This is a genomic window from Streptomyces sp. NPDC015171 (assembly GCF_043079545.1).
Classification (GTDB): Bacteria; Actinomycetota; Actinomycetes; order Streptomycetales; family Streptomycetaceae; genus Streptomyces.
Map to the genome: position 1 here is coordinate 657970 of NZ_JBIBUO010000003.1, position 24071 is coordinate 682040.

The window sequence follows — 24071 nt, forward strand, 5'->3', positions numbered from 1 at the left end:
TGCCCGCGCGCCCCCCACCCGCACAGCGCCCGGCGCACCGCCGCCGGGCGTGAAGGAGCCGTACGCCCATGCACCTCTCCCTGCCCGAACCGTTCGAGCCCCGTACGCCCGGAACGCCCCGCACACCTCGTACGCCCCGTAGACCCCGTCCGCTCATCGCCCGGCGCCCCGCCCATCTCGTGGGCGACACCCCGGTCCTGTGGGTGGACGAACCCTTCGCCCCGCCCGGCCGCGGATTCCACGCCAAGCTGGAAGGGGCCAACCCGGGCGGCCTCAAGGACCGGCCCGCCCTGCACATGGTCCGCGAGGCCCGCCGGCGCGGCGAACTCGCGCCGGGCGCCCCGATCATCGAGTCGTCCAGCGGCACCCTCGGCCTCGGCCTCGCCCTGGCCGGGCTGACCTACGGCCACCCCGTCACCGTGGTGACCGACCCCGGCCTCGAACCTCCGCTCGCCCGCCTGCTGACCGCGCTGGGCGCACGGGTCGTCCAGGTCGCCGCGCCGCATCCCGAGGGCGGCTGGCAGGCGGCTCGCCGCGAGCGCGTCGCCGAGCTGCTGGCCCGCACCCCGGGCGCCTACTGCCCGGACCAGTACCGCAACCCCGACAACGTCGCCGCCTACCGGCCGCTGGCGGCCGAGCTGATCGCCCAACTCGGCCGGATCGACGTGCTGGTGGCGGCGGTCGGCACCGGCGGCCACTCCGCCGGTGTCCGCGCCGTGCTGCGCGAGGTCTTCCCGCGGCTGGCGCTCATCGGGGTGGATTCGGTCGGCTCGGCGATCTTCGGCCAGCCGGCGGGCCCCCGGCTGATGCGCGGCCTGGGCTCCAGCATCCACCCGGACAACGTCGACTACGCGGCCTTCGCCGAGGTCCACTGGGTGGCCCCGGCCGAGGCCGTCTGGGCCTGCCGGCAACTCGCCCGCCGCCACTACGCGTCCGGCGGCTGGAGCGTCGGGGCGGTGGCGCTGGTGGCCGGATGGGCGGCGCGCACCCACCCCGCCGGGACCAGGATCGCCGCGATCTTCCCCGACGGCCCGCACCGCTATCTGCACACGGTCTACGACGACACCTGGTGCCGCGAGCACGCCCTGCTAGGGCAGGCGCCCCCGTCGGAGCCCGACGAGATGGCCGAGCCGGACGCGCACGCGGTGACGCGGTGGACCCGGTGCGCCCGGGTCCGTGATCCGCTGGCGCGCGACCTGGCCAGGGCGGGTGCCCGGTGAAGCGGCTGCGGGTCCACGTGACCTCCTTCGACCGGCCGTCCCGGCTGCTGATGGTGAACCAGTTCGCCATCAACCTCGGCTTCTACATGCTCATGCCCTACCTGGCCGACCATCTGGCCCACGGCCTCGGTCTGGCCGCCTGGGCGGTCGGACTGGTGCTGGGGGTGCGCAACCTCACCCAGCAGGGCATGTTCCTCGTCGGCGGCACCCTCGCCGACCGCTACGGCTGCAAGCCGATGATCCTCACCGGCTGCGCCCTGCGCTCGGTCGCGTTCGTGCTGCTGGCGGTGGCGGACTCGCTGTCCGCTCTGGTGGCCGCCTCGGCGCTGACCGGGCTCGCCGGTGCGCTGTTCAATCCGGCCGTCCGCGCCTATCTCGCGGCGGACGCCGGCGAGGAGCGGCGGGTGGCGGCGTTCGCCGCCTTCAACGTCTTCTACCAGGCGGGCATCCTGGTCGGCCCGCTCGCCGGTCTCGCCCTGCTCGCCTGGGACTTCAGTGCGGTGTGCACGGTGGCCGCGCTCATCTTCGGCGCCCTCTCCGTACTGCAGGCCCGCGCGCTGCCCGCCCGGCCCCCCGCGGGCCGTGGCGCCGAACCCGCCTGGAGGGCGGTCGCCGCCGACTGGCGCACCGTCGCGGCCAACCGCCCCTTCGTGCTCTTCGCCGCCGCCATGAGCGGCTCCTACGTGCTGGCCTTCCAGGTCTACCTCGCCCTCCCGCTGCAGGCCCGCGCACTCTTCGGCCGGCACACCGCGGTGGTCACCGGCGCGGTCTTCGCCGCCTCGGCGCTGGCCGCGCTGGCGGGACAGCTGAGACTGACCGCATGGGCGCAGCGCACCCTGTCCGGGCCGCAGGCCGTCGCGTACGGGCTGATGCTCATGGGCGCGGCCTTCCTGCCGCTGCTGCCCCGCGTGCCGGGCGCCGCGGCCGGTGCGGGGGCGCTGACGGTGTGCGCGGTCCTGCTGGCCGGGGGCGGGGCGCTGCTCTACCCCTTCGAGATGGACACCGTGGTCCGGCTCTCCGGCGACCGGCTCGTCGCCACGTACTACGGCGCCTACAGCACCGCCTCCGGCATCGCGGTCTCGCTCGGCAACCTGGCCGTCGGGGCGCTGTTCGACACGGGCGTGCGCTGGCTGCCGTGGGCCGCGCTGGCCGCCACCGGGCTCGGATGCGCCGGACTCGTCGTACGGCTGCACCGGGCCGGACACCTGGGCGCGAGCGCGGTTCCGGTGCCCGGGTAGGCCAGGATCGCCGCCTTCTGGCCGGAGCAGCGGTCGCCCGGCTTCGGCCACCTCGGCATGATCGTGCCGTTCGCCCCGGGCAGGAGACGGCCTCCACCGCCCACCGGAGTGAGGGACATCAGCAGAAAGGCACTCCATGTCACCCCTGTCACCCGCGTCCGAACCGTCCGACCCTTCCGAACCGTCCGACCCTTCCGACCCGTTCGATGACCTCGACGTCCCGGCGCTGGCCCGTCGCCCCGGGGTGAAGTGGCACCGGGCCGCGCCGGGTGTGATCCCGGCGTGGATCGCCGAGATGGACTTCCCGCCCGCCCCCAGCGTGCGCGCGGCCCTGTTGCGCTGCGTGGAGGAGGACCTCGGCTACCCCTCCTGGGACGGGCGGCACGCCGACAACCCCGTGCGGACCGCCTTCGCCGACCGCATGCGAGCACGCCACGGCTGGCTGCCCGACCCCTCCCACGTGCGGGAGTTCACCGACATCAACCAGGGCCTGCAAGCCGTCCTGAACGTCTCCACCCGGCCGGGCGACGGTGTCGTCGTGCACACACCGACCTATCCGCCGTTCCTGGAGACGATCGCGAGCATGGGCCGGCGTCTCCACCCGGTGCCGTACACGCCGGACGGCGACAGCTGGTCGTTCGACGCCGAGCGGCTGGACCGGGAGCTGACGGAGCGGCCCTCCCCGGTGCTGCTGCTGGTCAACCCGCACAATCCGACGGGGCGCGTGCTGCGGCGCGAGGAACTGGAGGCGCTGGCGGCGCTCGCGCTCCGCCACGACCTGCTGGTCATCGCGGACGAGATCCACTCCGATCTGGTCCACGCCCCGCACCGGCACATCCCGTTCGCCTCGCTCTCGGCCGAGACGGCGGCACGCACGGTGACCCTGACCTCGGCCACCAAGGCGTTCAACGTGCCCGGGGCGCGCTGCGCCGTGGCCCACGTGGGCGCGGCCGGGGTGCGCGAGGCACTGGCGCACCCCAGCCATCTGTACGGCGAGCCGAACACCTTCGGCGTCGCGGCCACCCTGGCCGCTTGGCGCGACGGGGACGAGTGGCTGGAGCGGCTGCGGGAGGTCCTGGAGCGCAACGCCGCGCTGGTCCGCCAGGAGCTTCCGCCCGGTGTGCGCTACCGGGTCCCGCAGGCCACCTTCCTCGCCTGGCTCGACTGCCGCGGTCTGGAGGCGGTCCGCGACCCGCACGCCTTCTTCCTGGACAAGGCGCGAGTGCTGCTCAACGACGGCCGTACGTTCGGACCGGGCGGCGAGGGCTTCGTACGGCTCAACTTCGGTACGTCGCAGGGCATCCTGCGGGAGATCCTGCGCCGCGTCAGGGAGTCCCTGGACTGAGGGCCGCGGCCCTCCGGTGTCCGGCGGGGACGCGTACGACGAGGGCGCGGACCGCTCGGTCCGCCGCCCGCACCTTCCCGCCCGGGGGGCTCGCCGCGGTCGGCGGAACACCGCCACCTCCCCACTGTGAAGCGAATCACAGTGGGGAGGTGTCACGGTTCTCCCGCCCCGGGTGTCTCGATGGGCATGGCCGAGGATCCCTTCACCGAACACCGTCCGCTGCTGTTCACCCTCGCCTATGAGCTGCTGGGCAGCGCCGCGGACGCCGAGGACGTACTGCAGGAGAGCTATCTGCGCTGGAGCGCCGTCGACCCGGAAACGGTCCGGCATCCGCGCGCCTATCTGGTCCGCCTGGTGACCCGTCAGTGCCTCAACCATCTGCGGACGGTCAGAGCACGGCGCGAGGAGTACGTCGGCACCTGGCTGCCCGAGCCGATCCGCACCGCGCCGGAGGTGACCGACGACGTCATCCTGGCCGAAGCGGTGTCGATGGGCCTGATGCTGGTCCTGGAGACACTCAACCCGCTGGAGCGCGCCGTCTTCGTGCTGCACGACGTGTTCGGCTACACCCACGACGAGATCGCCGCCTCCACGGGCCGCACCGGTGTGGCGGTACGGCAGACCGCCCACCGCGCACGCCGGCACGTCCAGGCACGCCGCCGCCGCTTCGCGCCCGACTCCGACGCCACGCGCGCCATCGTCCAGCGGTTCCTGTCCGCCACGGCCACCGGCGACGTCCAAGCCCTGATGGACGTACTGGCGCCCGATGTGGTGCTCATCGCCGACGGCGGCGGCAAGGCGACCGCCGCCCGCCGCCCCGTCACCGGGCGGGAGGAGGTCGCCCGGTTCACCCTGGGCGTCTCCCGCACCAGCACGTCGACGGACATCGAGCCCGCCGCGTACAACGGCATGCCCGCCGCGCGCTTCCTCACCGACGGACGGCTCGACTGGGTCGTCGCGTTCGAGACGGACGGCGCGCTGATCACCGGCCTGTACGGCCTGCGCAACCCCGACAAGCTGCGCCGCGCGGACACCCTGCGCACGCTCGGCAGATGAGGAGGACCACCACCATGGAGACCATGACCGTGGAACGCGTGATCGACGCCCCCGTCGAAGAGGTGTTCGCCTGGCTCACCACGACGACGAACTACACCGCCTCACCGCTCGCGGTGCGCTGCACCCTGACCCGCGTCGGACAGGAGGCGCCCTACGGCGTCGGTGCCGTCCGCACCCATCTGTGGCTGATGGGCTGGTTCCGGGAACGCATCACCCGCTACGACCCGCCGCACGCCACCGAGTACGTCGTGGAGCGCAGCCTGCCCCCGTCCCGGCACGAACTCGGCAGCATGACCTTCACCGAGGCGGGCGAGGGCACCCTGGTGCGCTGGACGACCCGCGCCGAGCTGCGCGTCCCGCTGCTCGGGCCGCTGCTGACCCGGCTCGTCGTACGCCCCGTCCTCCTCGGCACCTTCCGCAACATCCTCGCCACCGCCGACACCGCGCTGACCCGGTCCCGGGTGTGACGTGACCGTGCCCGTCGTGGAGTCCCGGGACCCGGAGTCCCGGCACGGGCGCGTCAGCGGGCCCGGGCGGAGACGGTACGGGGGTGGTCTCCGCCCGGGGCGGCCGTCAGGCCGGACGACGCCGGGGCGCCCGCGTCAGGGCAGGGTGCGGCACAGCAGCGCGGCGGGGCCGGGGCGGCTGCCCACGCGGGTGGTGAAGGCGATCCCGGCGGCGTACTCGTTCGTCCCGCACTGCCCCTTGTAGGCGCCGGCGGCGAAATCGCCGCCGGGCGCGTCGGCGGGCCGGGTGTCGGAGCGGTCGAACCACACGGTCCGTCCGGTGCCGGACAGCGCGGTCCGTGCCGGCGCGCACAGCGCGGCCGACACGCGTTCGCCGCGCAGGCTGTAGCCGATGAGGAACTCGCCGGCGGGGCACTGGTACTTGGTGTAGCCGGACGCCCAGTCCCCGCCGGACGGTACGTTGCGCTCGTCGGTGACGACGGTCTGGCGGGCCTCGGCGGCGCGCAGGTCTCCCGTGGCGGTGTCGGTGCACAGGCCGCGCCCGCCGGTGTGGCTCAGCCCCGCCAGCCGGGTGCCGTCGGGGCAGGCGGCCTTGTGGGCGCCCTGATCCCAGTCCCCGGTGGCGCGGACCCGCAGCGATGCCACGGCGTCGCCGTGATCGGTGCTGAGCATGCGCCACAGCGGAACGGCCGCGACCGGACCGGTCCTGCCCGGCGTGGTGATCAGGTGCTGCCATGCGGTGGCCCGCCAGTCGCCGGAGTCGAGGATGCCGGAGCGGTGCCCGGAGCCGTCGTAGCGCAGCAGCGCCCAGTCGTCGTGGCCCTCGAATCCGACCAGCGGCCAGAACGCGAAGTCGGCGTCATGGTCGGCGAAGTAGTCGGTGACATTGCCGAACCAGGTGCGGGCCGCGGCGTTCGTCTCGCCCGCACCGATGCCGAACTCGCTCACCCACACGGGCGCGGTGTAGTGCTTGCCCGCCTCCGTCACGAAGAACGCCTCGTCGTCGAGGGCCGCCGACAGCTCAGCACGGGACAGGTCCTGGTAGCGGGCGTCGTGGGTCTCGCCGATGCCGGTGGCGCCGCTGTGCCGCGGGCCGGTGTAGCCGTAGAAGTGTGCCGAGTAGACCAGCTTGTGGGTGTCGACGAGGGTGTGCGAGAGGGTGCGGGCGGGGGTGAGCACCGGTCGGCCGTGCGGGAGCCCGTCCACGGGGATGCCGGTCCAGTTGACGCCCTCGATCACGATGAGGAGGCGTGGGTCGGCCTCGGTGAGGATGCGGTCGGCGGCGAGCTGGGCGGCGCCGTACCAGTCGTGGTTGTCACCCAGGCCCCAGTTGGGGTCGTCCAGGACGTCGCGCCGGACCTCGTTGTACAGGTCGGCGCCGACCACCCGTGGTACGGAGGCGTAGCGGCGGGCCATGAACACCCAGTCGTCCGCCCACTGGGCGGTGGACTGCCCGCTGTTCCAGCGCTCGTTGCCGTCGACGCCGCAGCACCACCGGGTGGTGTTGGTGTGGTTGTTGAGAATGACGGCGAAGCCGCTCCGGCTGAGGGCGTCGACCACGGCGTCGTACACCTCCAGCGGCGTCTTGCCGCGCAACTGGGGGTTGGCAGCCACCGCGCCGTCCGGCACGGGCGTCGTGCCGTGGATCATCTCGTTGGAGAACGGCAGCCGGATGGAGTTGATCCCCAGCGCGTGGAAATCCGCGAGCAGTTGGGACATGGGCGCGCGGTCGAGGCCCAGGGGAATGCCGTGGGAGTCCTGCCCGGCATGGTGGTCGGCGGGGTCGGTGACGCTTCCGCTGCCGGTCCATGAGCCCTGTGCGCCGTCCCAGTTGGCGGCCTTCAGCCGGAAGCGGTCGCCGTGGGCGTCCACGATGTAGCGGCCCCGGGTGGACAGGGGTGCGGTCCAGTCGGCCGGGTCGGCCGCGGCGGCGGCGGTCCGGTCGGGGGCGGAGTGCGGCGGTGCGGCGGCGAAGGCCGTGCCGACCGTGAGCAGGAATCCCGCGGCGGTGACGGCGATGCGGAGCACAGCTGGTGGCATCGGCATGAGGGCAGCCCCTGGGGGTCGGAGACGTGGGGGAGCCGGGCGGCCCCTCGACGGCACCGCCCGGCTGGGCGGAGTCTCCACCACCGGCACCGGACAGGGAAGAGCCGGTGCGCCGCGTTCTGTCCCCGGACCGCGTACCGGTGGTGTGATGAACACCGGTACGCACGCGGGTGGTTGGGTCCATGCGACCGGTGTTGCGAGGCGCATGCCGAAGCACCGGCCGGATCGGTCCTAGGCGACCGTGAGTACGATCTTGCCCCGGATGTGCCCTCGGGCGGCGCGCTCGTGTGCCGCCCGGGCGTCCGCGAGAGCGAACGTGCTGTCGATCGCCACACGGACCGTACCCGCGTCGAGCAGGCGCCCCAGCTCCGCGAGCTGCGCCCCGTTCGAGCGGACCTGGGTGGCCGTGACGGTGACGCCCAGCCTCGCGTTCTCCTCGTCGTCGAACGCGCCGAAATACACCGGGTAGAGCGCCCCGCCCCGCTTGAGCGTGCGCAGGAAACGCCGGCTGTCGGGACCCCCGACGGTGTCCAGGACCAGATCGACGTCACGGGCGACGTCCTCGGGCCGGTCCCTGGTGTAGTCGATGAACTCGTCGGCACCGAGTTCGCGCAGGAACGCCTCGTGGGTGCCGGAGGCGACGGCGATGACGCGGGCGCCCTTCCACTTGGCCAGCTGGAGGGCGAGGTGTCCCACGCCTCCGGCGGCGCCGTTGACGAGCACCGTGGTCGTGCTGTCGAGCGCCATCGGGCGGTGCGGGGCCTCCTGGAAGGGCGAGGGGTGATCGTGCCCGAGGGCGATCAGGAACTGCCATGCCGTCAGCCCCGACATGGGCAGGCCGGCTGCGTGCACGTGGTCGGCGGAGGCCGGCTTGCGGGCGAGATCGGACGCCGGCGCGGTGACGAACTCGGCGTACGCGCCGCTCTGCAGGGCGGCGGGGAAGCGCACCAGGCCGACCACCTCGTCCCCGGCCGCGAAGCCGTCGACGTCGGCGGCGACGGCCTCCACGACACCCGAGACGTCGGTCCCCGGGACCGAGGGGAGGGCGAACGGGGGCCTGAGCTCGGGTGGTACGTCGGGCATTCCCTCGCGTGCGTACCAGTCAGGAGGGTTGAGTCCGGCCGCGTGCACGCGGACGAGCACCTCGCCCGGCCCCGGATCGGGCACCGGGACCTCCTCATGGCGCAGCACCTCGGGGCCGCCGAACTCATGGAACCGGATCGCCCTCATCGTGCGTGGGGACATCGCTCTCTCCTGCCTGCGCCGCGGGATACGCTGAACGGATCACTGATCCAGATTAACCGGATCAGTGAACCATATTATCCGGATCAGTGAACCGGATAATATGGATCAGTGATCCGGATGGTCAAGAGAGACACGAGAGGGACAGATGCGCGCCGACGCCAGGAAGAACCGTGACCACCTGCTCGTGGTCGCGGGCGACGCCATCACCGAGGAGGGCGTCCATGTGTCGCTGCGGGACATCGCCCGCAGGGCCGATGTGGGGCTGGCCACGCTGCTCCGCCACTTTCCGACGCGCGAGGCGCTGCTGGACGCCCTGCTCCGCACGCGCTTCGACGAGCTGACGGCGACGGCGGACGACCTCGCGGCATCGGGCTCGCCCGAAGGCGCCCTCCTCTCCTGGCTGGCGGACTGCGTCGCGTGCACACGGGAGTACCGGGGCGTGGTGGCGCTGATGACGGCCGCCCTTGAGGACACCGAGTCCGCGCTCCACTCGTCGTGCGTCACCATGCGCGCGGCGGGCACGCGGCTCCTCGCCCGCGCCCAGGCCGCGGGCACGGCGCGGACGGACCTCGACGGCACGGATCTGTTCGCCCTGGTGGCGGCGCTCGCATGGCTGGGTGATCAAGCCGCGCTCGCACCTCGTGCCGGCCACCTCTTCGACGTGATCGCGGGCGCGATCCTGACGAACGGGGGAGCGGCACGCTGAGCGAAGGCGATCGCCGCCCGCGCGGGCCGCGGGTACGGGTCGGCGCGGACCGGTGCAGGCCGGTGCGGGTCCACCCGGACGCAGACGCCCCCGGCACGTGGGCCGCCGTGTCCGCAGCGGCCCACACGCCGGGGGCGTGCCGTGGGGGGAGAGGTCAGCAGTACAGGTTGTTACCGGGGCTGACGCCGAGGATCTGGGTGAACCTCTGGTACGCGTCGACGCGGCTCTGCACCTGGGCGGGGTTCTTGCCGTCGCACTCCAGGGAGCCGTTGATGCTGCGGATGGTCTGGCCGAAGCCGGCCCCGTTGACCATGGCGTTGTGCGGGGTCATCGTGCCCGGCCCCGACTGGGTGTTCCAGTACCACAGGCCGGTCTTCCAGGCCACGGCGGCGTCGTTCTGCACCAGCCAGGGGTTGTTCAGCAGGTCGATGCCGAGCGCGTCGCCGGCCGCCTTGTAGTTGAAGTTCCAGGAGAGCTGGATCGGGCCGCGCCCGTAGTACGCGGCCTGGCCCGCCGGGCAGCCGTACGGCTGCCCCCAGTCGCAGTAGTGCGGGTAGTTGGCGGTGTTCTGCTCCACGACGTACACGAGGCCGCCGGTCTCGTGGTTGACGTTGGCGAGGAAGGCCGCGGCCTCCTGCTTCTTCACGGTGTCGCTGCCGCTGTTCGCGAAGGCCGGGTAGGCGCCGAGGGCGGCCGTCAGCCCCTGGTAGGTGTAGAAGGAGTTCCGGCTCGGGAACATCTGGTTGAACTGGGCCTCGGAGACGACGAACCCGGAGGGCGTGCCGCCCCCGCCGCTCCCCGGTGCGTTCCACTTCTGGTTCGCGCCGCCGCCGCAGGTCCAGATCTGCAGCCGGGTGCTGTTGGCGGAGTTGTTGTCCCGTACGTCCAGGCACTTGTTCGCCGCCGGGTTGACGATGTCGTGGGCGGCGGTCACCACCCACTGCTGGTTGGGGCCGCCGGAGCAGTCCCACAGCTGCACGGCGGCGCCGTCGGCCGTACTGCGGTCGACGACGTCAAGACACTTGCCGAGTGCCCGCAGCGTTCCGTCGCCCGGGTTGGACCACTGCTGGGCACCGGTGCCGTTGCAGTCGTAGAGCTGTACGGCCGTGCCGTTGGCGCTGCTGGCGCCCGCCACGTCGACGCACTTGCCGGCGAGGCCGGTGATCTGCCCGTCGGCCGCCTGGGCCGGTGTGACGGCGAACAGCACGGCGAAGGACGCGGCGAGGAGGGCGGCAAGGAACCGTCCGAGGGGCATGCGGCGCGACGAGGTCCGTCTGAGGTACCGGGTATTCATGGAGAGTCGGCTCCAGTTCGCGAAGTGGCTGTGGTGCGGGGCGTCAGTCGAGGACGGTCTGCGTGACGACGACGTGGCCGTCGTCCGGGTTCAGGGTGCCGCCGAGCCGGCTGAACGCGCCGTCGGTCAGATCGAGGCACTTCGGCTCCTGCGGAGTCTGCGCGAACGTGCCCCGGTCGTTGACGCGGACCACCAGCGACCGGCCGTTGGCGGCATTGGTCACCTGGACCCTGGTCCCGAACGGCAGCTGCGGCCGGCGGCTGAGCGACGTCGCCGCCGTGTCGGCGTTGTTGTCGAACACCTCGCCGCTGGCCGTCAGGGCACCGGGCGGCTGGGGGCCGTAGTGCGTGGCCCAGCACGTCTCACCGGTCTGTGCGGCGGGTGCGTTCCATTTCTGGTTGGCGCCGCCGGTGCAGCTCCAGATCTGGGCGCGGGTGCCGTTGGCTGAGGAGTTCCCGGTGGCGTCCAGGCACTTGTTCGCCGCCGGGTTGACGATGTCGTGGGCGGCGGTGACGGTCCACTTCTGGTTGGCGCCGCCGGTGCAGGACCACAGCTGCGCTCTGGCGCCGTCGGCGGTGGAGTTCCCGCTGGCGTCCAGGCACTTGCCGAGGGCGCGGAGGGTTCCGTCGCCGCCGACGGTCCACTGCTGGGCGCCGGTGCCGTTGCAGTCGTAGAGCTGTACGGCCGTGCCGTCGGCGGAGTCGGCACCGGCGACGTCGAGGCACTTGCCGGCGAGGCCGGTGATGGTGCCGGTGGCGGCCTGGGCGGGAGACGCGGCGAGCAGACCGGCCGATACGGCGACGGCGGCGCCGACCGCGGTTCTGAACAGCGCTGAGCGTGTGGGGGGTTGTACGGCCACGGGAGGTGATCACAGCCTTTCGCGGTCGATGAAGGACGGGGAAGGCCTCACCGAGCCGAGCGCTGCAGGGGAGGCCCACCCGGCCTCCGGAACGTAAGTGGTCTGAACCAACACCGTCAAGACCCGAACGAGGCGGCCTGCGAGGGGAGTTGGCTGACCTCGGAGGTTGAATTCAAGTCAGCGCGGCGGTGCTGTGGCCTGTCACCCGGCATTCAAGTGTTGATGCCGGTGAGACGGCTGCGCCGCACCGGGGGTCGGCCCCTTCCCCGTGAACAACCCGCTTCTCGCAGCCCCTTGACGGCCCTGTGGTCCGTACCTAGGGTCCTCGTCAACCCGAGCGTTCAAGAAGTCGGATGACGTTCACATATGAGGACGGATAAGATGCAGGACACGGCTGAGATGCAGGAGAAGGACGCCCCCACCCGGCGCCGTCGCACGTCCCCGCGTTCCGCCGTCGCCCTCACGGCAGCGGTCGCCATGCTCACCACCGGCCTGCTCTCCTGGCCGGGCACCGCCCAGCGGGCCGAGGCCGCTCCGACCGCCTTCGCGCACCCCGGTGTCACCGTCTCCCGCGCCCAGCTGGACTTCGCCCGCGACAAGGTGCTCGCCGGCGCCCAGCCGTGGAAGGGCGCGTACGACCAGATGATGGCCGGCAAGTACGCCAGCCTGAGCCGCACCCCCAAGCCCCGCGCGGTCGTCGAGTGCGGTCCGTACTCCGACCCCGATTACGGCTGCACGGACGAGCGCGAGGACGCGATCGCCGCCTACACCGACGCGCTCGCCTGGTACATCACCCGCGACGAGCGCTACGCCAAGAAGGCGATCGAGCTGATGGACGCCTGGTCCGGCACCCTCCGGGACCACACCAACAGCAACGCGCCGCTGCAGACGGGCTGGGCCGGCTCCTCCTGGCCGAAGGCCGCCGAGATCATCAAGTACACGTACACCGGTACCTGGGCCGACTCCGGCCGGTTCGCGACCATGCTCCGCAACGTCTACCTGCCCAAGCTCATCAACGGCTCGAACTCCAACGGCAACTGGGAGCTGTCGATGATGGAGGCGGCCGTCGGCATCTCGGTCTTCCTGGAGGACAAGGCGTCGTACGACACCGCCATGGCGAAATTCCGCACCCGCGCCGCCGCCTATGTGTACCTCTCCTCCGACGGCGATCTGCCGAAGACCGTGCCGAGCCAGAACCTGAACACCCGCGACAAGATCGTCTCCTACTGGCAGGGCCAGTCCACCTTCGTCACCGGACTCACCCAGGAGACCTGCCGCGACTTCACCCACACCGGATACGGCATCTCGGCCATCTCGCACATCGCCGAGACCAGCCGCATCCAGGGCCAGGACCTGTACGGCACCGACGTCGGCGAGCGGCTGCGGCAGGCGCTCGGCTTCCAGGCCAAGTACGAACTGGGCACGGCCGTCCCGAGCTGGCTGTGCGGCGGGACCGTCAAGCGGGGGCTCGGCCCGATCACCGAGGTCGGCTACAACGCCCTGCACAACCGTCTGGGCATCGCCATGACCAACACCCAGACCCTGACCCAGCAGAACCGCCCGGCGGGCAGCAACAACCTCTTCGTCGCGTGGGAGACCCTCACGCACGGGGACAACCCGAACTGAGCGCACGGGGCCAGGGGCATGAGCCCCGGTGCGCTGTCGGCGGACAGCGCACCGGCACCCACGGCCACCGAACCGGGTCCCACGGGCACTGCGGACGCCGCTCATCATGGGACGGGGGGCACAGGACGGCGCGCGGATCACCCAGTGGCCCTGGCACGGCGGCAACAACCAGGCGGGGCAGGTAGCCGGCATCCCGTACGGGTGCGCCGCGCCGCGTGACGGGCGGCTGCGCGCCGTATTGATCCAGCCACTGACCTCGGAATCCGGCCACCGGCCTGACGTGGTGTTTTACAGTGGCTGCACCCGTTCCGGCGATACGACCTGCGAGGTATTCGCGAACATGCCGACCGAGACGTTTGAGTTTCAGGTAGAGGCCCGTCAGCTGTTGCAGCTGATGATCCACTCGGTCTACTCGAACAAGGATGTCTTCCTCAGGGAGCTCGTCTCCAACGCCTCCGACGCCCTGGACAAGCTGCGTCTGGAGAAGTTGTGGGACGACTCGCTCGACGCCGATGTGTCCGACCTGCACATCGAGATCGACATCGACAAGGACGCCCGTACCCTCACCGTGCGGGACAACGGCGTCGGGATGTCGTACGACGAGGTCGGTCAGCTCATCGGCACGATCGCCAACTCGGGCACCGCCCAGTTCCTCCAGGATCTGCGGGAGGCCAAGGACGCGGCGGGCGAAGAGGGACTGATCGGCCAGTTCGGCGTCGGGTTCTACTCCGGCTTCATGGTGGCGGACGAGGTCACCCTGCTGACCCGGCGGGCCGGCCAGGCCCAGGGCACCCGCTGGACGTCGCGCGGCGAGGGCACGTACACGCTGGAGACCGTCGACGACGCGCCCCAGGGCACCTCGGTCACGCTCCACCTCAAGCCCGCCGACCCGGAGAACCAGCTCCACGACTACGCCTCGCCGTGGAAGATCAAGGAGATCATCAAGCGGTACTCGGACTTCATCACCTGGCCGATCCGGTTGGAGCCGGAGCGTTCCGCCGCGGCCGGCGACGGTGACGGTGACGAGGCGCCCGGGCCCGAGACGCTCAACTCCATGAAGGCGCTGTGGGCGCGCTCCCGCGACGAGGTCTCCGACGACGAGTACCATGAGCTGTACAAGCACATCGGCCACGACTGGCGCGACCCGCTGGAGACGATCCGGCTCCAGGCGGAGGGCACCTTCGAGTACCAGGCCCTGCTGTTCCTGCCCGCGCACGCCCCCCACGACCTGTTCACGCGGGACGCCAAGCGCGGTGTGCAGCTCTACGTCAAGCGCGTGTTCATCATGGACGACTGCGAGGCGCTGCTGCCGCCGTACCTGCGGTTCGTCAAGGGCGTCGTGGACGCGGCGGACCTCTCGCTGAACGTGTCCCGGGAGATCCTCCAGCAGGACCGCCACATCGAGATGATGCGGCGGCGGCTGACGAAGAAGGTCCTGTCCACGGTCAAGGACTTGATGGCCAAGGACCAGGAGCGGTACGGCACGTTCTGGCGTGAGTTCGGCACGGTCCTGAAGGAGGGGCTGATCACCGACTCGGAGAACCGTGACGCCCTCCTCGCCGTCGCGTCGTTCGCCAGCACGCACGACGACACCGAGCCGACCACGCTCAAGCAGTACGTGGAGCGGATGAAGGACGGCCAGGAGGACATCTACTACCTGACCGGCGAGACCCGGCAGAGCATCGAGAACTCCCCGCACATGGAGGCGTTCCGGGACCGCGGCATCGAGGTGCTGCTGCTCACCGACGCCGTCGACGAGGTGTGGGCGGACGCCGTCGGCGAGTACGAGGGCAAGACGCTGCGATCCGTCGCCAAGGGGCAGATCGACCTCGACACCAAGGACGAGGAGTCCTCCGAGGACGAACGGGAGAAGCAGACCGAGGAGTTCGCCGGGCTGCTCGGCTGGATGCGGGAGCAGCTGGACGAGGACATCAAGGACGTGCGCCTGTCCTCGCGGCTCACCGTCTCCCCGGCCTGTGTCGTCTCCGACGCGCACGACCTGACCCCGGCCCTGGAGAACATGTACCGCGCGATGGGCCAGGAGGTGCCCCGGGCCAAGCGGATCCTGGAGCTCAACCCGGACCACCAGCTGGTCAAGGGCCTGAACCAGGCGTACAAGGAGCGCGAGGACCGTTCGGAACTCGCCGAGACCGCCGAGCTGCTGCACGGTCTCGCGGTGCTCGCCGAGGGCGGTCAGCCCAAGGAGCCGGCCCGCTTCGTCAAGCTGATGGCGACCCGGCTGGAGCGCGCTCTGTAGGTCGGCCCGGCGTCGGCGGCCTGCCCCGGGGGAGACACCCGTCGGGGCAGGCCGCCGACGCGCACGCCGCGCCCCGCTGCCACGGGAACCGAGGCGGAGCCCACCGCGCCCGCGCGCCAGGCGGACGTCCGGAGCGGCCACTCGGTCAGCGCGTGGAAACCGCACATCGGCCGCGAGTCGCGCGCTTTCCGGCGAACCGAGCGCGTGCATGCCGCGGTCGTGTCGTGGTGTCGCCAGATCCCCCCCGTCGGGGCCGGCTTCCCAGGCCCCGGCATCACGAGGGCCGCGCGGGTGGTGCGGGCGTGTCGGCGTCCAGCGCCGCCGCGCGGAGGGCGCTCGCCACCAGGGTGACCGGCTCGGTCGGCGGCTGGGGGAGCCGGGCCAGGAGCACCCGCCGCTGCTCCTGCGGCCCGCCGCGGACCGGAAGGACGCGAACCCCCGGCGGCGCCGCTGCGGCGAGGGCGGCCGGGACCGTGGTCAGCCCGCAACCGGCGGCCACCAGCTGGAGCTTGGCGAGCCAGTCGCGGACCGTATGGACGATGTCCGGCCGCTCGTCCAGACCCGGCCACACGCCCATCAGCCGGTCCTCGCCCGAGGAGGGGCCCGCGATCCAGCGCTGCCCGCGCAGATCGGCGACGTCGACGAAGTCCCCGCGGGCCAGCGGATGGGCGGCGGGCACCGCGAGGCACAGCGCGCGTTCGGTGAGCGTCCGGAGCACCAGCGGAGGCGATTCGGTGTCGGGCGCGCGGAACGGCGGCGCCGACGCGAGCAGGGCGAGATCGAGGCTGCCCGCCCGCAAGGCCCGTACCAGCGCGGGGGTGGTGCCCTCCCGGCTGACGACCCGCAGCCCCGGATGGCTGCGGCGGAGCGCGGCCAGAGCGCGGGGCAGCAGGAAGGCGCCGGCGGTGGGGAACCACCCCAGGCGGACCGTTCCGGCCTGCCCCGGCAGGCCCGACAGCTCCCGCGCGGTCGCCTCGATCTCGTCGAGCACGATCGTCGCCCGGCGCATCACGACGCGGCCGGCCGCCGTGAGCCGCACCCCCTCGCGCCGCCGCTCCAGCAGCTCGGCCCCCGCGGCCCGCTCGATCGCGGCGATCTGACGGGACACCGCCGACTGGGTGTAGCCCAGCGACGCGGCGGCCGAGGTGAAGGTCCCCTGCTCGGCCACGGCGCGCAGGACGCGCAGCGCGGTCAGCGACACATCGGTGAAGTCCATGACGAATACGCATACCAGACTTGCCGAACTCTCGTTGGACTCATGGATGCCGGTTTCCTAGCGTGGCAGGCATGAACGCATCACGTGTAGCCCTCGTCACGGGCGCCAACCAGGGTCTCGGCCGGGCCTTCGCCGAAGGTCTCGCGGCCCGTATGAACCCGGACGACCTGGTCCTGCTCACCGGCCGCGACCGCCGGCGCGTGGCGGACGCCGCGCGCCGGACCGCCCGACTGCCCGCCACCCGCGCCCGTGTCGAGGGCCGGGTGCTCGACGTCACCGACACCGACGCCATCGCGGGGCTCGCCGAGGAGCTCCGGGCCGCGTACGGAGGGGTCGACATCGTCCTCTCCAACGCGGTCGCCCGCGTACTGCCCGACGAGTCGCAGGCCGCCCGGGCCGACGAGTTCATCGACGTCTCCAACACCGCCACGCACGCGATCCTGCGCTCCTTCGGCCCCGTCCTCCGCCCGGGGGGCCGGCTGATCGTCGTGGCCAGCAGCCTCGGCACCCTCGGCCACCTCGATCCCCGGCTGCACCACCTGTTCGACGGCGCGACCCTCGACCAGGTCGAGTACGCCGTCGAGTCCTGGCGCAGCGCCGTCCATACCGGGACCGCGCGGGAAGCGGGCTGGCCGGTCTGGCTGAACGTGCCCTCGAAGGTGGCGCAGGTCGCCGCCGTCCGCGCCGTCGCCGCCGAGCGCCGCACGCACGACCTCGCCACCGGCACACTGATCGCGGCCGTCTGCCCCGGCATGGTCGACACCGCCACCTCGCGCCCCTGGTTCAGCGACTACAGCCAGGCCCAGTCACCGTCCGAGGCCGCCACGGCCGTACTCGACCTGGTCCTCGCCGAGCACGTCGATCCCGGCCTCTACGGCGAGCTGGTCCGCTTCGGCAAGGCCCTGCCCTGGTACGACGGCACGCCTCTGGTGGAACAGGACCGTCTGCTCACCCCGTGACCGCCCACCCCGTACGCAGGTATCAGCACTTGGCAAGGAGTTCATTCATGGGTGCGATCACCACCCCGTTCGGTTTCTCCAGCACGGCCGCCGAAGTCGCGGCGGGGATCGACCTCACCGGCCGCCGTGCCGTGGTCACCGGGGCCTCCTCCGGCCTTGGAGCCGAGACGGCCCGCGCACTGGCACTCACCGGCGCGGACGTCACCCTCGCCGTCCGGGACGAGGCGGCGGGTGAGCGCGTCGCCAAGGAGATCATCGCGTCGACCGGCAACCAGGAGGTGCGTGTCGCGCACCTCGACCTCACCGAGCCCGCGTCCGTCACCGCTTTCGCGGGCGCCTGGCGCGGCCCGCTCCATGTGCTGGTGAACAACGCCGGCGTCATGGCCTGCCCCGAGCAGTACACCGCACAGGGCTGGGAGTGGCAGTTCGCCGCCAACCACCTCGGCCACTTCGCCCTGGCCACCGGTCTGCACGCCGCGCTGGCCGCCGCGGGCGGCGCCCGTGTCGTCGCCGTGAGCTCCACCGGCCACCAGCAGTCGCCGATCGTCTGGGACGACATCCACTTCGACTTCCGCCGCTACGACCCGTGGCTGGCCTACGGCCAGTCCAAGACCGCCAACATCCTCTTCGCGGTGGAGGCGACCCGACGCTGGGCCGGCGACCAGATCACCGCCAACGCCCTCATGCCCGGGGCGATCCACACGAACCTGCAGCGTCACATCGGCGGGCAGGGCAGCGGCAGGGTCGCCGCCGACCTGATCAAGACCGTCGAGCAGGGCGCCGCGACGTCCGTCCTCCTCGCGGCCTCCCCCCTCCTCGACGGCGTCGGCGGACGCTGTTTCGTCGACTGCAACGAGACCGAGGTCGTCGGCCGCCGCTCCGGCACGCCGGCCGGGGTCGCCCGGTACGCCGTGGACCCGGACAACGCCCGGCGCCTGTGGAGGCTGTCGGAGGACCTCCTCGCAGGTGCGGCCGACATGCATGCGGCCTAGGCGTCGGATCGCCGGCGGGCGAAGAGGAGCGCCCCCGGAAGGCTCGTGTCCAGGTCGAGCAGCAGCTGGGCCTCGACCGTGAACCCGGCCGTGTCCAGCCAGGCCGTCAGCCGCTCGGGCCGCCGGTAGTGGATGTGGACGTGCATCGGGTGGCCGCCGTAGCCCTGAGTCTTCAGCCTGGTCGCGTCACCGAGGTGGAAGCCGATCAGCAGCGGCCCCCCGGGGCGCAGCACCCGGCGGAAATGGCCGAGGACCGTGGGTACGGCGGTGTCGGGTACGTGGATCAGCGACCAGAAGGCGAGCAGACCCGCGACCGACGTGTCGGGGAGGTCCAGTTCGGTCATCGAGCCCACCTCGAAGCGCAGGCCGGGATGGTCGTGCCGCGCCACGTCGATCATCGCGGGTGACAGGTCGACACCGAAGGCGTCCGCGCCCAGCCCCCGCAGGTGGGCGGTGACGTGACCGGGGCCGCAGCCCACGTCCGCCACCGGGCCGCCGCCCGCGGCCCGCACCGAGTCGGCGAACAGGGCCAGCGCGGCCCGCAGATACGGCTCCCGGGCCAGTGAGTCGCGCAGGCGCTCGGCGTAGCCGGCCGCGACCGCGTCGTAGGAGGTCCGGGTGTCCGTCAACCAGCGATCCGTGTCCATGGCCGGGCACGGTAGTCCGGTGACCGCCCCTGGAGCCAGGGGAGTTGATGGCCGCATTGGCATGGACCTGATGTACGGCAGGGACTAGGCTCTGCCCCGCCAAGAATGAGAGCGCTCTCAGGAATCTGCTGTTCCACCCCCACCCCTGGAACGACGAAGGGCAACTCCCATGAGACGCAGAAGAATCACGCGTGCCGCGCTGGCCGCGCTCCTGGTCCTCGGCGGTCTGAGCGCGGCGGGCACGCTCCCCGCCGCGGCGACCGGCTCCGCCGGCGGACCGGCCGGGGCGTCGGCCGCGGCCAGGCCCGCCGCCGACGGAATCGTGACCGCCATGCAGCGCGATCTCGGCCTCACCCGCGAACAGGCCGCGGCGCGCATCGCGGCCGAACGGGCCGCCGAGACCCTCGCTCCGAAGGTGCGCCGGGCGGCCGGCGACGCCTACGGCGGCTCCTGGTTCGACGCCGCGAACGGGCGCCTGACCGTGGCGCTCACGCCGGACGCCCCGGAGTCCGTCCGTACGGCGGTGCGGGCGGCCGGGGCCGACGTCCGTACCGTCGCGCACAGCGCCCGCCAACTGGACACCGCCAAGGCGCGCATCGACCGGATGCCGGCCCCCTCGGGGGTGAGCGGGTGGCACGTCGATCCGGCGGCCGGCACGGTCGTCGTCGACGTCGTACGCGGCGAGCGGGCTGACAACGATGTCCGGCGCTTCGTCGCCCGGGCCCGCACGGCGGGTCCCGTCACCGTCAGGACCGTCACGGCCGCCGCGCGCACCTTCGCCGCCGGAACGGTCGGCGGCGACCCCTACTACACGGGCAACGTCCGCTGCTCCATCGGCTTCTCGGTGTACGGCGGCTTCGTCACCGCCGGGCACTGCGGACGGCCGGGCGCCGGCGTCAGCGGCTGGGACGGCTCCTACATCGGAACCTTCCAGGGCTCCTCCTTCCCGGACAACGACTACGCCTGGGTGAGCGTCGGCAGCGGCTGGTGGACGGTGCCCGTCGTCCTGGGCTGGGGCACGGTCTCCGACCAGCTGGTGCGCGGCTCGGCCGTGGCGCCCGTCGGCTCCTCCGTCTGCCGCTCGGGATCCACGTCGCACTGGCACTGCGGGACCGTGCTGGCCCAGAACGAGACCGTCAACTACAGCGACGGCTCGGTGGTGCACGAGCTGACGAAGACGAGCGTCTGCGCCGAGCCCGGCGACTCCGGCGGCTCCTTCATCAGCGGCGACCAGGCACAGGGCGTCACCTCCGGCGGCTGGGGCAACTGCTCCGGCGGCGGCGAGACCTGGTTCCAGCCGGTCAACGAGATCCTCAACCGGTACGGCCTGACCCTGCACACCTACACCGGCTGACCGACGCGCACCGACCACACGCGGTCGCACCGGGGTTCCGCGCGCGCAGCCGCGGAACCCCGCCCGCGGCGCCGCGCCGCGGCTGGACCGGCGCACCCGGGCCGGCGCACCCGGGCCGGTGTGCCGGGGCGCTGACGGCCGGGGACGGACGGATGAACCGCCTGCACCCGAGGGCCGCCCGGCGGGGCGGGCTCAGTCCCCGGACCGCGGGTCGACCGGCAGGACCAGACGGAACAGGGCACCCCCGCCCGGCGCCTGATGGGCCGTCAGCTCGGCGTCGTGCGTCTGGGCGATCTGGCGGGCCATGGCCAGGCCCAGGCCGGAGCCGGGCAGGGCGCGAGCGGCCCGGGCCCGGTAGAAGCGGTCGAAGACATGGGGCAGGTCGGCGGCGTCGATCCCGGGGCCGTGGTCGCGGACGGTGATCTCCAGCCGGTCGGCGCCGGGGGCCCGGAGCGCGGCCACCTCGACCTGCCCGCCGGGCGGGGAGAACTTCGCCGCGTTGTCCAGGAGGTTGGAGAACAGCCGCGTCAGCCGGCTCGGCACCGCCGCCGCCAGGGCGGACGCGGCCGGGCGCGCGGTGTCGAGGACGAAGACGACGTGCGGCCAGTGGTCGCGGGCGGTGGTCACGGAGTGCTCCAGCAGGTCCGCGGGACGGACCAGCTCAAGGGCCTGCAGCGGCTCCTCGTCACGCGCCAGGTCGATCAGGTCGTTGACCATGGTGGTCACCTCCCGCAGCTGCCGGGTGAGCGCGCCCGTCGCCCGCTCCCGCTGGCGCGGGGTCAGCTGTTCGGCCCGCAGCAGGATCTCCGCGTTGGCGCGCAGCGCCGTCAGCGGGGTGCGCAGCTCGTGCGAGGCGTCAGCGACCAGTCGGCGCTGCGCGGCGAGGGACTCCTCCAGGGCGTCGAGCATGGTGTTGAAGCTGACCGCCAGCCGGGTGATCTCGTCCTCCCGGCCGCGCGGTCCGGGCGGCAGCTCGATGCGCAGCCCGGCATCGCGGGTGGTGGTGATCTGCTCCGCCGTCGAGGTCAGCCGGGTCACCGGGGCAAGACCCGAACGGGACACCCAGTAACCCAGCAGGGCGGCCACCGGCACCCCGGCCCCGCCGATCCCCGCCAGCAGCCCTGCGACCTGGCGCTCGGCCCGCCGGACCCCGTCGGAGCGGAGCGCCACCTGCATCGCCAGCCCCTCCCGGGCCGGGGTGGTGAGCACCCGCACCGGGTGACCGGCGACCGAGGCCGTGCTGTAGTACGGCGCCCGACGGCGAGCGGCGACCTGGCGCACCGCGTCGGTGACGGGCAGCAGATAGCTCTCCCGCGGATCGTCCCCGGCCGACTCGGGCACGAGCTGGGCGCATGCGGGCGCGGCCAGGTACCGGCACTCGCCGGCCTGCACCCCGGGCCCCTGCTTCTGGTACTGCTGGACCGCCAGTGTCGCCGCCTGGGTGAGCTGCAGGTTGAACTGCCGGTGCAGGGTGTAGACGGTGACGGCGTAGGCGCCCGCGCACACCGCCAGCGCGACGCCGGCCACCGCGGCGGAGGCGGTGAGCGCGAGACGGCGGCGCAGCGGAGGCCGGCGGTGCCGGCGGGGCCGGGTCACCGCTCGTCCAGCGTGTAGCCGATGCCGTGCACCGTGTGCACGAGCCGCGAGGCGCCGCCCGCCTCCAGTTTGCGGCGCAGATACCCGATGTAGACGGCCAGCGAGTTGGAGTCGGGGCCGAGGTCCCGCCCCCACACCCAGCGCATGATCGTCTCCCGTTCCAGCACCTGGCCGGGGTGGCGCAGCAACAGGTCGAGCAGGGCCCACTCGGTACGGGTGAACTCCAGGCGCCGCCCCGCCCGCACCGCCGTACGGCTCTCGGGGTCCACGGTCAGGTCGGCGAAGCGCAGCCCGCCCGGCTCCGGCGGCTCACCGGGGCCCGCCCGGCGCAGCAGGGCGCGCAGCCGCGCCGCCAGCTCGTCCAGCGAGAACGGCTTCACCAGGTAGTCGTCGGCGCCCGCGTCCAGACCGTCCACCCGGTCGCTGACCGCGTCGAGCGCGGTGAGCACCAGGATCGGCGTACGATCGCCGATCGCCCGCAGCCGCCGGCACACGGCGAGCCCGTCCACCACCGGCATCATCACGTCCAGCACCAGGGCGTCCGGCTCCCACTCCGCCACCGCCGCCAGCGCGGCGTGCCCGTCCGCCGCGCCCCGGACGGTGAAACCCTCCAAGGCCAGCCCGTCCTCCAGGGCGGCACGTACCTCCGGATCGTCGTCCACCACCAACAGACGGGCGGCGACGGCGGGGGACGGGTCCTGAGCTGCGTCGTTCATGGACCCAGCCTGCCAAAGAGGCCTCTTAGAAGCCTCTTAGAACCGGCCGGGACCGTGCGGGGCATGGAAACTCCGCTCTCCGTCGTGATCGGTGCCGGGGGCACCGGCGGCCATATCTATCCCGGGCTCGCGCTCGCCGAGGCGCTGCGCCGCCGGGTGCCCGACGCGGTGATCTCGTTCGTGGGGACCGAGCGCGGCCTGGAAACCCGGCTGATACCCGGGGCCGGACACCGGCTCCACACGGTCGACATGATCCCCTTCGACCGCTCGCTCGGCGCGAAGCGCTTCACCCTGCCCGCCGCGCTGCTGAAGTCCGCCGGCCAGTGCCGCGCCATCCTGCGGGAACAGCGCGCGCAGGTCGCCGTCGGCATGGGCGGCTACCCGAGCGCGCCCGTCATCCTCGGCGCCCGCCTCGCCGGCCTGCCCAGCCTCATCCACGAGTCGAACGCGGTGCCCGGCCGGGCCAACGCCTTCGCCGCCCGGCTCACCCCGCACGTCGCGCTCGCCTTCGCGGCCGGCGGGACGCGGCTGCCCGCGTCCAGCCGCCCCGAACTCGTCGGCATGCCGCTGTCAGGACCGCTGGCCTCCCTCGACCGCGAGGCCCAGCGCGCGGAGGCCCGCCGCGCCCTCGGCATTCCTGCACACACCCGGCTGCTCCTGGTCAACGGCGGCAGCCTGGGTGCCGCCCGGCTCACCGAGGCGGCCGTCGGCCTCGCCGAACACTGGCGGGACCGCACCGACGTACGGCTCCTGATCAAGACGGGACCCGCGGCCCTGGACGCGGCCCGGGCCCGGCTGCGCGCCACCGGCGCCGACCGGGTCGCCGACGCGGTGCCCTACCTGGACCACATCGACCAGACCTACGCCGCCGCCGACCTGGTGATCTGCCGCGCGGGCTCGGCGACCGTCGCCGAACTGGCCACCATCGGCCTGCCCGCCGTCCTCGTCCCCTACCCGCACGCCCCGGGCGACCACCAGACCCACAACGCCCGCACGCTCACCGAGATCGGGGCGGGGGTACTGCTGCGGGACGAGGACACCACCGCCGCGTCGCTCGGCGCGCTCGCCGGCTCCCTGCTCGACGACCCGCGGCGGCTCGGCGCCATGGCCCGCGCCGCCGGCGCGGCAGGCATCGACACCCACCACCGGGACGCCGCCGACCGGCTGGCCCTCAAGGTCCTCCGGCTCGCCGGCCACCCCCTGCCCGTCCCCGTCCCGACCGCGCTCTGACA

The 24071-nt window shown here is 72.9% G+C and carries 20 protein-coding genes; 12 read left to right on the plus strand and 8 right to left on the minus strand.

The window, feature by feature from the left end:
• Positions 1-68: 68 nt before the first annotated feature.
• The 5 genes from ACF073_RS11115 to ACF073_RS11135 all read left to right on the plus strand — a co-directional run bounded on the left by ACF073_RS11115 (position 69) and on the right by ACF073_RS11135 (position 5326).
• On the plus strand, positions 69-1220 hold the full coding sequence (locus ACF073_RS11115) for a PLP-dependent cysteine synthase family protein (RefSeq protein WP_392068536.1): 1152 nt from the start codon (positions 69-71) through the stop codon (positions 1218-1220).
• Entirely contained in the window at positions 1217-2458 is a 1242-nt protein-coding gene (locus ACF073_RS11120; RefSeq protein WP_392068538.1) for an MFS transporter, read from the plus strand. The genes ACF073_RS11115 and ACF073_RS11120 overlap by 4 nt, the downstream gene beginning before the upstream one ends.
• 136 nt (positions 2459-2594) lie before the next feature.
• Positions 2595-3803, plus strand: a complete 1209-nt coding sequence (locus ACF073_RS11125) for a MalY/PatB family protein (RefSeq protein ID WP_392068540.1) — start codon at positions 2595-2597, stop codon at positions 3801-3803.
• A 186-nt stretch (positions 3804-3989) separates the two neighbouring features.
• The gene (locus ACF073_RS11130; protein WP_392068543.1) at positions 3990-4859 is read left to right on the plus strand and encodes an RNA polymerase sigma-70 factor; all 870 of its coding nucleotides are present in this window, start codon (positions 3990-3992) and stop codon (positions 4857-4859) included.
• Between the two features lie 14 nt (positions 4860-4873).
• A complete protein-coding gene (locus ACF073_RS11135; protein WP_392068933.1) occupies positions 4874-5326 on the plus strand; it encodes an SRPBCC family protein in 453 nt (150 codons plus the stop codon).
• A gap of 135 nt (positions 5327-5461) precedes the next feature.
• Here the strand turns inward: ACF073_RS11135 and ACF073_RS11140 are convergent, their stop codons facing one another.
• Both ACF073_RS11140 and ACF073_RS11145 read right to left on the minus strand, forming a co-directional pair.
• Entirely contained in the window at positions 5462-7372 is a 1911-nt protein-coding gene (locus ACF073_RS11140; protein ID WP_392068545.1) for a glycoside hydrolase family 5 protein, read from the minus strand.
• Positions 7373-7603: 231 nt separating this feature from the next.
• Positions 7604-8617 (minus strand): NADP-dependent oxidoreductase, encoded by a 1014-nt coding sequence (locus ACF073_RS11145; protein WP_392068547.1) that lies wholly within the window; start codon positions 8615-8617, stop codon positions 7604-7606.
• A 145-nt stretch (positions 8618-8762) separates the two neighbouring features.
• Here ACF073_RS11145 and ACF073_RS11150 point away from each other — a divergent pair, with 145 nt between their 5' ends.
• A complete protein-coding gene (locus tag ACF073_RS11150) occupies positions 8763-9323 on the plus strand; it encodes a TetR/AcrR family transcriptional regulator (protein ID WP_392068549.1) in 561 nt (186 codons plus the stop codon).
• A 154-nt stretch (positions 9324-9477) separates the two neighbouring features.
• On the opposite strand, the gene ACF073_RS11155 is transcribed toward ACF073_RS11150, so the two are convergent.
• Together ACF073_RS11155 and ACF073_RS11160 are read right to left on the minus strand one after the other, a co-directional pair.
• Positions 9478-10578, minus strand: a complete 1101-nt coding sequence (locus ACF073_RS11155; protein ID WP_392068551.1) for a glycoside hydrolase family 19 protein — start codon at positions 10576-10578, stop codon at positions 9478-9480.
• Between the two features lie 82 nt (positions 10579-10660).
• The gene (locus tag ACF073_RS11160) at positions 10661-11446 is read right to left on the minus strand and encodes a lectin (protein ID WP_392068935.1); all 786 of its coding nucleotides are present in this window, start codon (positions 11444-11446) and stop codon (positions 10661-10663) included.
• A gap of 429 nt (positions 11447-11875) precedes the next feature.
• Between ACF073_RS11160 and ACF073_RS11165 the strand changes: the two genes are divergently transcribed.
• Together ACF073_RS11165 and htpG are read left to right on the plus strand one after the other, a co-directional pair.
• Positions 11876-13102, plus strand: coding sequence for an alginate lyase family protein (locus tag ACF073_RS11165; RefSeq protein WP_392068937.1), 1227 nt, complete (start codon positions 11876-11878; stop codon positions 13100-13102).
• A gap of 340 nt (positions 13103-13442) precedes the next feature.
• Complete coding sequence (gene htpG, locus ACF073_RS11170) at positions 13443-15359, plus strand: molecular chaperone HtpG (protein WP_392068553.1); 1917 nt, start codon at positions 13443-13445, stop codon at positions 15357-15359.
• Positions 15360-15633: 274 nt separating this feature from the next.
• Here htpG and ACF073_RS11175 read toward each other — a convergent pair whose 3' ends face one another.
• Entirely contained in the window at positions 15634-16575 is a 942-nt protein-coding gene (locus ACF073_RS11175; RefSeq protein ID WP_392068556.1) for a LysR family transcriptional regulator, read from the minus strand.
• Positions 16576-16646: 71 nt separating this feature from the next.
• Between ACF073_RS11175 and ACF073_RS11180 the strand changes: the two genes are divergently transcribed.
• Together ACF073_RS11180 and ACF073_RS11185 are read left to right on the plus strand one after the other, a co-directional pair.
• Positions 16647-17534: an SDR family NAD(P)-dependent oxidoreductase gene (locus ACF073_RS11180; RefSeq protein ID WP_392068558.1), complete on the plus strand. Its 888-nt coding sequence runs from the start codon at positions 16647-16649 to the stop codon at positions 17532-17534.
• Positions 17535-17581: 47 nt separating this feature from the next.
• On the plus strand, positions 17582-18526 hold the full coding sequence (locus ACF073_RS11185; RefSeq protein ID WP_392068560.1) for an SDR family NAD(P)-dependent oxidoreductase: 945 nt from the start codon (positions 17582-17584) through the stop codon (positions 18524-18526).
• On the opposite strand, the gene ACF073_RS11190 is transcribed toward ACF073_RS11185, so the two are convergent.
• The gene (locus tag ACF073_RS11190; RefSeq protein ID WP_392068562.1) at positions 18523-19173 is read right to left on the minus strand and encodes a class I SAM-dependent DNA methyltransferase; all 651 of its coding nucleotides are present in this window, start codon (positions 19171-19173) and stop codon (positions 18523-18525) included. The genes ACF073_RS11185 and ACF073_RS11190 overlap by 4 nt on opposite strands.
• Before the next feature lie 169 nt (positions 19174-19342).
• On the opposite strand from ACF073_RS11190, the gene ACF073_RS11195 reads away from it, so the two are divergent.
• Entirely contained in the window at positions 19343-20527 is a 1185-nt protein-coding gene (locus ACF073_RS11195) for a S1 family peptidase (RefSeq protein WP_392068563.1), read from the plus strand.
• A gap of 192 nt (positions 20528-20719) precedes the next feature.
• Here the strand turns inward: ACF073_RS11195 and ACF073_RS11200 are convergent, their stop codons facing one another.
• Positions 20720-22123, minus strand: a complete 1404-nt coding sequence (locus ACF073_RS11200; RefSeq protein ID WP_392068565.1) for an ATP-binding protein — start codon at positions 22121-22123, stop codon at positions 20720-20722.
• Positions 22120-22839: a response regulator transcription factor gene (locus ACF073_RS11205; RefSeq protein ID WP_392068567.1), complete on the minus strand. Its 720-nt coding sequence runs from the start codon at positions 22837-22839 to the stop codon at positions 22120-22122. Before ACF073_RS11205 ends, ACF073_RS11200 begins: the two co-directional genes overlap by 4 nt.
• Before the next feature lie 63 nt (positions 22840-22902).
• Between ACF073_RS11205 and ACF073_RS11210 the strand changes: the two genes are divergently transcribed.
• Positions 22903-24069 (plus strand): glycosyltransferase, encoded by a 1167-nt coding sequence (locus tag ACF073_RS11210; RefSeq protein WP_392068569.1) that lies wholly within the window; start codon positions 22903-22905, stop codon positions 24067-24069.
• The last annotated feature ends 2 nt before the right edge of the window (positions 24070-24071 follow it).